We start from the raw sequence: 12,754 nt of genomic DNA on the forward strand, positions 1-12,754 counted from the left end.
ATTATAGATTTTCCAAAAATTTTTATTATGAGCGACAAAGATAGAGTCTTTATATTTGATACAACTATGCGTGATGGCGAGCAATCACCTGGTGCATCAATGAGCTTGGAAGAAAAAATTCAGATTGCTCGAGTATTTGATGAATTGGGAATTGATATTATCGAAGCGGGTTTTCCTATAGCATCACCGGGGGATTTTGAGGCGGTTTCTGAGGTTAGTAAGATTTTAAAAAATTCTATCCCAGCAGGATTATCTAGACATTCAGTAAAAGATATTGATAGAGCTTACGAAGCACTAAAACATGCTCCTAGATTCAGAATACATACTTTTATTTCAACAAGTCCTCTACACATGAAACATAAATTAAATATGTCACCCGAAGATGTTTATGAGTCAATTGGTAAACACGTTTCTTATGCAAGAAAATTTACTGATGATGTTGAGTGGTCATGTGAAGATGGGACAAGAACTGATATGGATTATATGTGTAAAACAGTTGAGCTTGCAATAAAAAATGGAGCAACAACAATTAATATCCCTGATACTGTTGGTTATACAATACCATCTGAGTTCACAACAATCATTGAAACACTTTTAAATAAAGTTCCTAACATTGATAAAGCGATTTTATCTACACATTGTCATAATGATTTAGGATTAGCAGTAGCTAATTCTTTAGCTGGTGTTCAAGCAGGAGCAAGACAAATTGAATGTACTATAAATGGTTTAGGTGAGAGAGCAGGAAATGCTGCATTAGAAGAAGTTGTTATGGCAATTAAGACAAGACCAGACTTGATGCCTTACGAAACTGGAATTAACACAACTTTATTAAGCAAGGCATCAAAGATAGTTTCAAATGCAACTGGATTTCCAGTTCAATATAACAAAGCAATTGTTGGAAAAAATGCATTTGCTCATGAGGCAGGCATTCATCAAGATGGAATGTTAAAAAATAGACAGACTTATGAAATTATGACCCCAGAGAGTGTTGGAGTTAAACAAACCTCATTAGTAATGGGTAAACATTCTGGTCGTCATGCTTTTAAAGATAAATTAAATAGTTTGGGTTATCCAGATTTAACAGACGATGTAGTAGGAAATGCATTTGCAAAGTTTAAGGTTTTAGCAGACAAGAAAAAACATGTTTATGACGAAGATATTATTGCACTAGTTGATGATAGTTTAATTGTTGATAATAAAGTTAGTGCAATTAATTTAAAATCATTAAAAGTATTTGCCGGTACAGGAGAACCTCAAAAAGCAGAGATGACTTTAGATGTATACGGAGATGTAAAACAAGCTTCAGAAACTGGAGATGGACCAGTTGATGCAATATTTAAATGTATAAAAACTCTTTATCCTCATGATGTAAATTTACAGCTTTATCAAGTGCATGCTGTAACCGAAGGTACTGATGCTCAAGCTACTGTAAGTGTAAAAATTGAGGAGAATGGAAAAACAACCGTAGGTCAAGCAGCAGATACTGATACTTTAGTTGCTTCTGCAAATGCATACATAAATGCATTAAATAAAATGATAATTAAACGAGATAAAACAGCTCCAATGGAGCAAGAAAGTCAAAAGGTAAGGGGAATATAATGGGATTATTCGATAGCATTAAAAAAGTTTGGAGCCAAGATATGGCAATTGATCTTGGAACAGCAAATACACTAGTGGTATTAAAAGGAAAAGGTGTTGTCCTTAATGAACCATCTGTTGTTGCAATTGTTGATCAAGGCGGAAAGAAAAATGTTTTAGCTGTTGGTGATGAAGCCAAAACAATGCTTGGAAGAACACCTGGGAATATTAGTGCTATCAGACCTTTAAGAGATGGTGTTATAGCAGACTTTATAGTTACAGAAGAGATGATCAAACACTTTATAAAAAAAGTTCACAAAGGAAGTACTTTTGCCAATCCTAGAATTTTAATCTGTGTACCAACTGGTTCAACACCAGTTGAAAGAAAAGCAATTCAAGACAGCGCATTAGCTGCCGGAGCAAGAAGAGTTCAATTAATTGAAGAACCAATTGCTGCAGCTATTGGAGCCGGACTTCCAATTTCTGAAGCCACAGGGTCAATGATTGTTGATATAGGTGGTGGTACCAGTGAGATAGCAGTCATGTCATTAGGTGGATTGGTTTATTCTAAATCTTTGAGGGTTGCGGGTGATGCAATGGATACAGCAATAGTTAATTATATGAGAAAAGAATACAATTTGCTTATCGGAGATACTACTGCTGAAAAAATTAAAAAAGAAATGGGTACGGCTGTTCCAACAGGAACTAACACTTACCCAGTTAAAGGTAGAGATTTAAGATCAGGTACCCCTAAAGAAGTAAATATTACCGAGGAAGATACTGCTGAAGCATTAAATGATATATTGAAAGAAATGGTTAGTGCAATCAAAGATGCTTTGGAAAATACTCCTCCTGAATTATCTGCCGATCTAGTAGATATGGGTCTTACTTTAACAGGTGGTGGAGCTTTATTAAAAAATATTGATAAAAGATTCTCTAAGGAAACAGGTTTACCAGTACATGTTGCTGATGATCCATTGTCATGTGTTGCAGTTGGAACCGGTAAAGCTTTAGATCAAGAAGAAACTTTTTCTACTATGTTATCTGAATATTAAAAATGGTAAAAGGCAGAGACGACTTTGTAATTGCCTTAAGATCAGTTTTTTTAAAAAAGAAAGATCAACAAAAGTTTTCACTTATAAGCTTAATTTTTTTATCCGTTGTTATAATAATTTTAAGTAATTTTAATTTTAAACCAATTCAAATTATTAAATCAGGAATCAACGAAGTAATTTATAGATCTTCTTTTGTTGTATCAGTGCCAGAAAATAAAATTAAAGAGGCAATATCTAAATTTAAATCACACCTTGATTTTTATAAAAATCATCAAAATCAATTAATAAAAATAGAGAATACAGAAGAGATAAAAATATTAAATAATATTTTAATTGCTGAAAATAAAAGACTTAGAGAGTTGATTGATGAAAGCATAAATTCAGAAGATATATTTGCGAGAGTTTTAATCGATAAAGAAAGTCCATATTTAAAATCAATAGTCTTGAATAGAGGAACTAAAGACAATGTAAAAATGGGAATGGCAGTAATGGATCGAAATTATTTGGTTGGTCAGATTATTGAGGTAAATTATTCAAATTCAAGAGCGCTACTGTTGTCAGATTTGAATAGCAAAATACCTGTGGTAATTCAGCCCCCATTTCTACAAGCTGTAGCCTCTGGAACTGGTAAGGATCATGGAATAATTGAATATACCAAAGATGAGTACAAAGAAAATCAGATTAAAAATGAGGCTGTTGTATACACCTCTGGTCTTGCTGGTATTTTTAAACCAGGTATTCCAGTTGGTAAAATAACAAATAGTTCAGAGCAACTAAGTTTTTTTTCTGATTTTGGACAATTAAGTTTTGTAAAGATTGTAGAATTTAAAATAGGGGAGGGTCAATAATGGCTTCATTGAATAAAAGTAATTTTTTAAGATCATTCCTCACTTATTTACCGATTATTCTTTTGTTTTTTTCAGTGTTTAATGAATTTGACTTAAATTATTTAAAGTTAGATTATTTTTCATTCAACTTCATTTTCATTTTAATCTTTTTTTGGACTTTAAGAAATCCAGATTACCTAGGATATTTCTCAATTTTCTTAGCAGGAATTATTAACGATGTAGTAATTGGTATTCCAATTGGAATAAGCAGTTTTTGTTACTTACTAATCTGTGCCATTACTTCATATATTAGACAAATTACACTAAGCCCAAAATTTATAAATGATTGGCTTTCATTTATTATTGCTGTTTTGCTTGTCAATTCAATTCAAGTAATAATTTTAGACTTAATATTTTTATATCAGGTAGATTATATGGACTACTTAATAAACTCTGGTTTTACTTTTCTATTTTACCCATTTTTTTTTATTTTATTTAACATTTTAAATAGCAAAATTTCAAATAAACAGAATGATTAGCGGTAATTCAGGTATTAGAAAAACAGACGTAATTAATAGACGGATGTTTATTATTGGTGCTGCAAAAGTAATTATTTTTACAGGAATTATAGCTAGACTTTTTTCTTTGCAAGTTAACGAAAATAAAAAATATCTTACTCTTTCAGATAAAAATAGAATTAGAGAGTGGAAGTTACCACCAATAAGAGGCGATATAGTGGATTATTTTGGCAATGTCATAGCTGGAAATTTAAAAGTATATCAACTTCATATAATTCCTGAACAAGTTGAAAACTTCAATTATTTGTTAACTCGATTAAAAACTCTACTTAACCTGAGTGATAAAAAAATTGAAAAAATTGTAAAATCAAAAAATAAATTAAAACCTTGGGAAAGTATTATTGTTTCTGAAAATTTATCATGGAGTGATTTTTTAAAAATAAATAATTATTTATATGACTTAATTGGTGTTAAACCAGTTATGACCATTTCAAGAAATTACCCTTTTAGCGAAACTTATACTCATATTCTAGGATATGTCAGTCAACCTAATGAAGAAGAAATTCTTGCTAATGAAACAGTTCAAGAAAGGTTTGTACCAGGAATGAAAATTGGAAAATTAGGTTTAGAAAAAACTTTAGAGAATTACTTAATTGGTACAAACGCAATTCAAAGATATGAAGTAAACGCTTATGGGAAGAGAATTAATCAACTTGAGCATCAAAAAGGAAAACAAGGTTTAAGAGTAAGATTAACTGTTGATACTGAGGTTCAAAAAGCATGTGGAAAACTTTTAAATGATCGTGCTGGATCTATAAGTGTAATGGATATTTATACTGGCGATATCATCGCAATGTACTCTTCTCCTTCTTATGACCCAAACAAATTTTTATTTGGTATAAGCAATGATGATTGGGCATTAATTAGAAATAATCCATTAAAACCACTAGTAAATAAGACACTTGCAGGACTTTATTCTCCAGGATCTACAATAAAACCAATTGTAGCTTTATCTGCCTTAGAAAATAAAATTGTTAGTCCAAGTTTTAAAGTTAAATGCACTGGTAAGATGGAGCTCTATGGACAGACTTTTCACTGTTGGAAAGAAAAAGGTCATGGATTTGTAAGTTTAAAAAATGCAATGAAACAATCATGTGATACCTATTTTTATGAAGTTGCAAGATTACTAGGAGTAGATCGACTAAATGTTACAGCTGAAAAATTTGGTTTAGGTAAAAAGGTATTAGGAGATTATTTTGATTTTGAAAAATCAGGTTTATTTCCAAACACTAAATGGAAAAAAAATAATCTTGGGAAAGGTTGGGTTCTTGGTGAAACATTAATAACTGGAATAGGTCAAGGATACACTCAAACAACTCCACTTCAATTATGCCTTATGACAGCTCAAATTGCTAATGGAGGTTACTCTATAAAACCAAGAATAATAGTTGATAATAATGCTGTTTCTTTCGAAGAAGCTAAAAATAAATTTGAGGAAGAGTCTTTATTTTCTGAAGAAAAAAAATTATTTGAGAATCCTAAAAATATAAAAATTGTTCAAGAGGCCATGTTTAGTTCAACTAATGAATTATACGGTACATCATACAAATCTAGAATAGACGATCCAAAATATCAGTTTGCTGGTAAAACTGGAACTGCGCAAGTTAAGAGAATTAGCATGCGAGAAAGAGAACTTGATCTTAAAATTGAGCAAATTCCTTATAAAGATCGAGATCACGCATTATTTGTTGCTTATGGTCCGTATATTAATCCAAGATACGCATTAAGTATTATAGTTGAGCATGGTGGCTCAGGAAGTAAAACTGCAGCACCAATTGCAAAAGAATTGTTCAAATTAATAATTGATAGAAACGATCTAAGAAATAAACAAAAAAATTTTGAGGAAATAGAAATTTGATGTTTCAACACGATAGATTAAATAACGAACTTACTTTCTGGCAAAAGGTTAAAGAGTTAGATTATATTTTACTAATAAGTATATTTTTACTTTCAATATTAAGTTTATTTGTGATGTATTCAACAGATGGAGGAGAAATTCTATTTCATACAAAAAGTCATTTTAGTAAAATAGTAGTTTTTTTCCCTTTAATGATTTTAATTGCGTTTTTTAATATTAGATGGTGGCACAAATTATCATACTTGTTTTATATAGCTGTAATTCTTTTGCTAATTTATGTTTCTTTTTTTGGAATAAAATCATCAGGCTCAAGAAGATGGATGGATTTATATTTATTTAATTTACAGCCGTCAGAGTTAATGAAAATAGCAATTATACTTTGCTTAGCAAAATATTATCACAGGGTTAAAATTGAAAATGTAAACTCAGTTACAAGTATCATGACAGTTATAACTATAATTTTAATACCAATTATTATGGTGCTTTCACAACCAGATTTAGGAACTTCAATTCTCATTGCATCAAGTGGATTAATTGTTTTATGGCTGGGAGGCGTTAAGATAAAATATTTTATTTATTCTTTTATAGTTTTCTTAATATCACTACCTTTTGTAATTTCTTTCTTAAAACCTTATCAAAAATTGAGAATATTGACTTTTTTAGACCCTGATAGAGATCCATTAGGTGCTGGTTATCAAATAATTCAGTCGAAAATAGCAATAGGTTCTGGTGGTTTAGAGGGCAAAGGTTTTTTGAAAGGCACGCAAAGTTATTTGGATTTTTTACCTGAGAAACATACTGACTTTATATTTACTTTATTTTCAGAAGAGTTTGGATTTATAGGATCAGTAGGATTATTAATTTTGTATTCAATTATTATTATTAGAATTTTGAGAATAGGTGCTATCTCAAGAAGCAATTTTTCAAGATTGTTCTGCTTTGGATTTGCTTTTGCAATATTCATTTACATTGTTGTAAATCTTTCAATGGTCTTAGGTTTATTGCCAATTGTTGGTTCTCCATTACCAATAATGTCCTATGGAGGTTCCTCTATGTTAGCAACCATGATCGGGTTCGGAATTGTTCTAAGTGCCAAGATAAATCACAAACAGATGATTGCTTAAAATATTTATTTTAATTAAGCATAATTTGTCACTATGAAAATTTAATTTTTTAATTGTATAACACTCTTATGAATAAGAACATTAAAGTCGGTATAGTTGGTGCAGGTATCCAAGGTGTTTCAAATGCATTGTTCCTTCAAAAAAAGGGATTTAATGTAACAATATTTGATAGAGACAATCCAGGAAGTCAAGCAGCCTCGTATGGAAATGCAGGACATTTCTCGCCTTATGCTTCACTTTCTTTAAATAGAACTGATGTCTTAGCGGATGTTCCGGCTATGTTATTAAGCTCAACTGGTCCTCTAGCATTAAAATGGAATTATGTTCCAAAAATGATTCCATGGTTCATAAAATTTATCATGAACACCACAAAAACTAAGATGATGCACACGGCAAAAAATATGCATCAAATTTTAGATTTAGCTCTACCGGCGTATGATGAATTATTTGATGAAATAGATCTTGAAGGATTAGTGGAAAACAAAGGAATACTTTATATCTGGAATGAACAAGATTTAAAAAGTAGGGAATTAGAAATTAGAGTTAGAGATGAATTGGGAGTAAAGCAGCAACTCGTTAATAAAGCTGAAATTCATGATTTAGAACCCCATATTAAACCTTTTTATCATGCTGGAGTTTACTATCCTTATGCAAGACATGCTCGAAATCCAAAAAGAATCCTTTTAAAATTATTTGATCTATTTTTACAAAAAGGTGGAAAGTTTAACAAAGTAAATATTAAAGATATAAAATTTGATGATGAAAAACCTATTTTTAAAACTGAAACACAAAGTTATGTTTTTGATAAAGCAGTAATTGCTTGTGGCGCTTTTTCTAAAAAATTGACTGATAATTTAGATGAACAAATTCCTCTAGATACTGAAAGAGGATATCATGTTCATTTTAAAAACTGTGATCATTTATTAAGCCGACCAGTAATATTTTCAAACCGTGGTTTTGGTATTACACCAATGGAACAAGGATTAAGAGTAGTTGGTACAGTTGAATTTGGTGGATTGGAAAATCCTTTGTCAAAATCTAGAGTTAAAAATTTAATTAATAATGCAAAATATATGCTTGGTGATTTACCCGAGCATGAGGATGAGTGGTTAGGATTTAGACCAACTTTACCAGACTTTTTACCTGTCATGGGGCCATCAAAAAATTATAAAAATGTTTATTATTGTTTTGGACATCATCATTTAGGATGGACTTTAGGCCCAATTTCTGGAAAGATTGTTTCAGGAATGATTGCGAACGAAAATACAAACTTAGATTTAAAACCTTATAGTTCGTTAAGATTTAGCTAAGTGGGTCAGAACGCCAAAGCATATTTAATGTTGGTTTGTGCAACATTATTTTGGGCAGGCAATTTTACAATTGCGAAGTTTGCATACTTGCAAAACATACCACCAAATACTCTTTCATTTTTAAGATGGTGTCTTGTATGGATAATTTTATTTCCCTTTACCTATCAGGAGATATTTAAATTAAAGTATAAAATTAAAGAAAATTTATCTTTATTTTTTATCCTTGGTTTTACCAGTGTTTGTATATTTACTTCATTTACTTATAATGCTTTAAATCATACCCAAGTAATCAATGCATCTCTTTTTAATACTGCAATACCAGTCACAATAATTTTAGTTTGTTTTTTGTTAAAAATTGAAAAAACAAATATTTTTCAATTATCAGGCCTGTTTATTTCTGTATTAGGTATTTTAGCTATTATCACAAGATTGGATCTTAATATTTTGCTTTCTTTAAATTTTAATAAAGGAGATTTATTTATGATAGGTGCGATAATTGCATGGGGAGTTTATTCAGCATATTTAAGAAAAAGAAATTTTGATGTTTCTCTACTTGCCCTTGTGCAAATCATATGCACTTTTGGCCTAATATTTCTTTTACCTCTATTTTTTATAGATATAATTCAAGATAAAGTTGTAGAGATAAATAGTAACTTTTTTTATATTTTATTTTATATTGCTTTGTTTCCAAGTATTGGCTCTTACTATTGTTGGGCAGGTGCTGTTGCGATAATTGGAGCTAATCGGGCAGGAATTTTTTTATCATTAATTCCTTTATTCAGTACAATTTTTGCAATCATACTTTTTAATGAAAAATTTTTATTTTTTCATTTAATTGGGTCTATTTTAATTATATTAGGTCTATTTTTATCAAACAAAAAAATTAAAAATGCTTAAAGTTGCTATATTAGATGATTACCAAAATGTTGCTCAACAATTTGTAGATTTAGAAAAATTATCTGGAAAATATGAATTTAAAATTTTCAGTGAACCTTTTGTAGATGAGGCAGATGCTATTGATCAATTAGCTGATTTTGAAGCTCTTTTGATAATGAGGGAAAGAACTCCAATTACAAAAAATCTAATTGATAATTTAAGTGATTTAAAATTTGTTATCACGAGTGGATTAAGAAATAGATCTATAGACCTAGAAGCTGCTAAAAAAAGAAAAATTATAGTTTGCGGGACAGATATTAATATCAATCCTACTCCTGAACTTACTTGGGCACTAATTCTTGGTTTAGCTAGAAACTTTAAAGAAGAGTTTGATAATATGTATCAAGGATATTGGCAAACTACGATTGGTGTTGAGCTAAAAGGAAAAATATTAGGATTAATAGGATTGGGAAGAGTAGGAAGTGAAGTTGCAAAAATTGGAAAAGCTTTTGGAATGCAAGTTATGGCTTGGAGTGAAAATTTAAGTTTAGATAAATGTAAAGAACTAGATGTCTTACCATGTAGTAAAGATGATTTAATTAAGAACTCAGATGTTTTATCTATTCATGTGCAAGGTGGAGAGAGATACAAAGATTGCATAACATTAAAAGAGTTAGACAATATGAAGAAGACAGCTTTTTTAATTAATACCTCAAGAGGTCCAATAGTTAATGAAGATGATTTGATTATAGCATTATCAACTAATGTAATTGCTGGAGCTGGAATCGATGTTTATGAAAAAGAACCTCTGCCTGAAAATAATAAATTAAGATTTTTACCTAACGCTTTGTTAACTCCGCATATAGGATATGTAACAGCAGAAAATTACAGTATTTTTTACAATCAAATGATCGAGGGATTAGAGGCTTGTGTTAATGGAAAGCCAATCAGAGTTTTAGAGTAACCATGGAGTTACCAGTTGTAAATCACGAAGATTATTTTGCAAAAATTGGAGATGATCATAAATTTCCAATAAATAAATTTAGTGAACTTGCAAATTATTTAATTAAAAACAATGTAGTCAAAAAGTTTCATAAACCTTATCCATGCTCATCTGAAACATTAAAATTTGCTCATTCTGAAAAATATATAAGAGACATCACAAATAAAACTTTAGACAAAGATGGTGTTAAAAAAATAGGTTTTCCTTTGGTAGATAGTGTTATTAAGAGATCTTTAGTTGCAACAGGGGGGACTGTGTTGGCATCAAAACTTGCTATAAATTATGGAATTTCTTGTAATACGGCTGGAGGGAGCCACCACGCTAATTACAATGGTGGTGCCGGTTACTGTGTATTTAATGATGTAGCAGTTGCAGCTCATTATTTACTTAACAGGGGCCTAGCAAATAAAATTTTAATTGTAGATCTTGATGTTCATCAAGGAAATGGAAATTCAGATATTTTTAAAGAAAATAGAAATGTTTTTACGTTTAGTATGCATTCAAAAACTAATTATCCTGCAAAAAAATCTATTAGCGATTTAGACGTAGAACTAGAAGATAACACAGAGGATGATACTTACATCAAAACGTTAAAGCACAATTTAAAAGAGTTAAATCAAGAAAATTTTGATTTTGTTTTTTATATTGCAGGAGTAGATATTCATTTTAATGATCGATTAGGTAAATTAAAAATTTCCGATCAAGGTGTAAAATTGAGAGATGAGCTAGTAATAGAAAATTTTTATTCAAAAAGAATACCTTTTTGTGGAGTTTTAGGAGGAGGATACAATAAAGATTTTGAAAAATTAGTAGAATTGCACTCTTTGTTGCATCAAACTTGTGCTAAATATATTTAAATGACAAAAAAAATTAATCCGAACCTGACAACAGAACAAAAATTAATTTTGTTTGAGGAAGGCACAGAACTTGCTGGATCAAGTGAACTTAATAATGAAAAAAGAGAAGGAAGTTTTCATTGTGCAAATTGTGGTGAGAAATTATTTGATTCAAATACTAAATATGAAAGTGGATCTGGTTGGCCATCCTTTTATGAATCTTTGCCTGATGTATTTGAAACAAAAACAGATTATCATTTAGGTTATGGAAGAACAGAATATCATTGTAAAAAATGTGGTGGTCACCATGGACATATATTCGATGATGGTCCAGAACCAACAGGGAAAAGATATTGTAATAATGGTGTCTGTTTAGTTTTTAAACCAAAAGCTTAAAAATAATTTTAATTTTTTAACAAATCTTGAAGTTTATTTTCTTTTTCTAGAGCTCTTACTTCGTCATAGCCACCTATATGCTGCTCATCAAAAAAAATTTGTGGAATTGTTCTTTTTCCATTTGCTTTTTTAATCATTTCATCCATTGCGCCTTCAACTTTTGAAATGTCAATTTCGGTATATGGAGCGTTGTTTCTTGTTAATAATCTTTTTGCAGCTTCGCAATAGTTACATAACGGACCTGTATACATAGTAATTTTTTTCATGACTTATAGATAGTCACCTTTTTTAATTTTACTAGTGATTTCTTTTCTAGAATATTCAAATTTTTTCCTATGCTTAATGCTTTTTTGATTTACTCTTTTTCTCCATAATCTAAATGAAGAGGGTTTTAGAGATCTCCTCATAATTTTAATTACATCAGATTCTCGCTTACCTGTTTTTTTTTCAATTTCCTCAAAAGTAATCCGGTCTGCCCAAGCTGCCCAAATTACCCAGTCTGGGTCGTCAATGCTGGGTTCAGGATTTTTAACTTTGGTAACCGGGGTGTACCCTTTTTTTTTCATAAACCCTTTATATTTGAAAAAAAAATTTAATGCATTTTTTTTACCCTCTGGTATTATCACCTAGATAGTCCTTCTTAGCCATCTTTAGCTCCCGGTTTTTAAGGACTATCTTCTCTTTACGAATATGCTTCCTTTAGAATTTATACTCTACTTACAAATCATCATTTTTTTGTTCATTACCCCGGGTACTCCTAGAATAGTTATAATTTCTTATTCAATGAATTATGGTGTAGGGAAATGTGTTTGGTCAGCACTTGGTGATGTAACTGCAAATTTAATTCAAGCGACTTTGGTAATTTTTGTAATAGGTTCTTTTTTTTCAGAAAATTCATTAATTCTTAATATTTTCAAATGGATTGGAGTTCTTTACATTTTGTATCTAGCTTATGATATTTATAAGTCTCGCCCAAAAAACTTAAAAGATAAGGAAGAAGTTACAAAAAGTAATTTATCTTTTTTTAGAGATGGGTTTTTAGTTGCAGGAACTAGCCCTAAGGCATGGATGTTTTTTCCTTTTATATTTCCACAATTTATTGATTTTAGTTCTAATCTATTAAGTCAATTTATAATTTTAATTACAACCTACATTGTATTAGATTTTTTATCCTTGATTGGTTATGCAATACTCGCACAAAAATTGATTAAATGGATTACAGCAAATCCTAAAACAATTAATACAATTTCAGCGAGTGTTTTAGTTATTATCGCTGGAATTATTGTTATTACACAACAATATTAAACCTAAAC

General features: G+C 30.2%; 14 protein-coding genes. 12 read left to right on the forward strand and 2 right to left on the reverse strand.

Annotation, left to right across the window (positions count from 1 at the left end; translation table 11 throughout):
* Positions 1-27: 27 nt before the first annotated feature.
* The 11 genes from ACTTAO_RS04915 to msrB all read left to right on the forward strand — a co-directional run bounded on the left by ACTTAO_RS04915 (position 28) and on the right by msrB (position 11,441).
* Entirely contained in the window at positions 28-1,599 is a 1,572-nt protein-coding gene (locus tag ACTTAO_RS04915; protein WP_440691177.1) for a 2-isopropylmalate synthase, read from the forward strand.
* Positions 1,599-2,633, forward strand: a complete 1,035-nt coding sequence (locus ACTTAO_RS04920; RefSeq protein ID WP_440691178.1) for a rod shape-determining protein — start codon at positions 1,599-1,601, stop codon at positions 2,631-2,633. Before ACTTAO_RS04915 ends, ACTTAO_RS04920 begins: the two co-directional genes overlap by 1 nt.
* 2 nt (positions 2,634-2,635) lie before the next feature.
* Complete coding sequence (mreC, locus tag ACTTAO_RS04925) at positions 2,636-3,481, forward strand: rod shape-determining protein MreC (RefSeq protein WP_440691179.1); 846 nt, start codon at positions 2,636-2,638, stop codon at positions 3,479-3,481.
* Entirely contained in the window at positions 3,481-3,999 is a 519-nt protein-coding gene (gene mreD, locus ACTTAO_RS04930; RefSeq protein ID WP_440691180.1) for a rod shape-determining protein MreD, read from the forward strand. The genes mreC and mreD overlap by 1 nt, the downstream gene beginning before the upstream one ends.
* Positions 3,992-5,896: a penicillin-binding protein 2 gene (gene mrdA / locus ACTTAO_RS04935; RefSeq protein WP_440691181.1), complete on the forward strand. Its 1,905-nt coding sequence runs from the start codon at positions 3,992-3,994 to the stop codon at positions 5,894-5,896. Before mreD ends, mrdA begins: the two co-directional genes overlap by 8 nt.
* Positions 5,896-7,020, forward strand: coding sequence for a rod shape-determining protein RodA (gene rodA / locus ACTTAO_RS04940; RefSeq protein WP_440691183.1), 1,125 nt, complete (start codon positions 5,896-5,898; stop codon positions 7,018-7,020). Before mrdA ends, rodA begins: the two co-directional genes overlap by 1 nt.
* Before the next feature lie 68 nt (positions 7,021-7,088).
* The gene (locus tag ACTTAO_RS04945) at positions 7,089-8,330 is read left to right on the forward strand and encodes an NAD(P)/FAD-dependent oxidoreductase (RefSeq protein ID WP_440691184.1); all 1,242 of its coding nucleotides are present in this window, start codon (positions 7,089-7,091) and stop codon (positions 8,328-8,330) included.
* Positions 8,331-9,227: a DMT family transporter gene (locus ACTTAO_RS04950; protein ID WP_440618102.1), complete on the forward strand. Its 897-nt coding sequence runs from the start codon at positions 8,331-8,333 to the stop codon at positions 9,225-9,227. It begins immediately after the preceding gene.
* Entirely contained in the window at positions 9,220-10,170 is a 951-nt protein-coding gene (locus ACTTAO_RS04955; RefSeq protein ID WP_262590328.1) for a D-2-hydroxyacid dehydrogenase family protein, read from the forward strand. Before ACTTAO_RS04950 ends, ACTTAO_RS04955 begins: the two co-directional genes overlap by 8 nt.
* Positions 10,171-10,172: 2 nt before the next feature.
* Complete coding sequence (locus ACTTAO_RS04960) at positions 10,173-11,066, forward strand: histone deacetylase family protein (protein ID WP_440691185.1); 894 nt, start codon at positions 10,173-10,175, stop codon at positions 11,064-11,066.
* Positions 11,067-11,441, forward strand: coding sequence for a peptide-methionine (R)-S-oxide reductase MsrB (gene msrB, locus ACTTAO_RS04965; protein ID WP_440691187.1), 375 nt, complete (start codon positions 11,067-11,069; stop codon positions 11,439-11,441).
* A gap of 8 nt (positions 11,442-11,449) precedes the next feature.
* On the opposite strand, the gene grxC is transcribed toward msrB, so the two are convergent.
* Positions 11,450-11,707 (reverse strand): glutaredoxin 3, encoded by a 258-nt coding sequence (gene grxC, locus ACTTAO_RS04970; protein WP_440653768.1) that lies wholly within the window; start codon positions 11,705-11,707, stop codon positions 11,450-11,452.
* Between the two features lie 3 nt (positions 11,708-11,710).
* Entirely contained in the window at positions 11,711-12,007 is a 297-nt protein-coding gene (locus ACTTAO_RS04975; RefSeq protein WP_075506249.1) for a TIGR03643 family protein, read from the reverse strand.
* Positions 12,008-12,131: 124 nt separating this feature from the next.
* On the opposite strand from ACTTAO_RS04975, the gene ACTTAO_RS04980 reads away from it, so the two are divergent.
* Positions 12,132-12,746, forward strand: coding sequence for a LysE family translocator (locus tag ACTTAO_RS04980; protein ID WP_075506248.1), 615 nt, complete (start codon positions 12,132-12,134; stop codon positions 12,744-12,746).
* Positions 12,747-12,754 lie beyond the last annotated feature (8 nt).

It is taken from the genome of Candidatus Pelagibacter sp. HIMB1782, from assembly GCF_052047475.1.
GTDB lineage: Bacteria > Pseudomonadota > Alphaproteobacteria > Pelagibacterales > Pelagibacteraceae > Pelagibacter.

Coding starts and splice junctions, on each gene's coding strand:
- ACTTAO_RS04980 (WP_075506248.1), top strand. CDS start 12,132: ATGCTTCCTTTAGAATTTATACTCTACTTACAAATCATCATTTTTTTG.
- ACTTAO_RS04955 (WP_262590328.1), top strand. CDS start 9,220: ATGCTTAAAGTTGCTATATTAGATGATTACCAAAATGTTGCTCAACAA.
- grxC (WP_440653768.1), bottom strand. CDS start 11,707: ATGAAAAAAATTACTATGTATACAGGTCCGTTATGTAACTATTGCGAA.
- mrdA (WP_440691181.1), top strand. CDS start 3,992: ATGATTAGCGGTAATTCAGGTATTAGAAAAACAGACGTAATTAATAGA.
- rodA (WP_440691183.1), top strand. CDS start 5,896: ATGTTTCAACACGATAGATTAAATAACGAACTTACTTTCTGGCAAAAG.
- ACTTAO_RS04960 (WP_440691185.1), top strand. CDS start 10,173: ATGGAGTTACCAGTTGTAAATCACGAAGATTATTTTGCAAAAATTGGA.
- mreC (WP_440691179.1), top strand. CDS start 2,636: ATGGTAAAAGGCAGAGACGACTTTGTAATTGCCTTAAGATCAGTTTTT.
- ACTTAO_RS04975 (WP_075506249.1), bottom strand. CDS start 12,007: ATGAAAAAAAAAGGGTACACCCCGGTTACCAAAGTTAAAAATCCTGAA.
- ACTTAO_RS04945 (WP_440691184.1), top strand. CDS start 7,089: ATGAATAAGAACATTAAAGTCGGTATAGTTGGTGCAGGTATCCAAGGT.
- mreD (WP_440691180.1), top strand. CDS start 3,481: ATGGCTTCATTGAATAAAAGTAATTTTTTAAGATCATTCCTCACTTAT.
- ACTTAO_RS04920 (WP_440691178.1), top strand. CDS start 1,599: ATGGGATTATTCGATAGCATTAAAAAAGTTTGGAGCCAAGATATGGCA.
- msrB (WP_440691187.1), top strand. CDS start 11,067: ATGACAAAAAAAATTAATCCGAACCTGACAACAGAACAAAAATTAATT.
- ACTTAO_RS04915 (WP_440691177.1), top strand. CDS start 28: ATGAGCGACAAAGATAGAGTCTTTATATTTGATACAACTATGCGTGAT.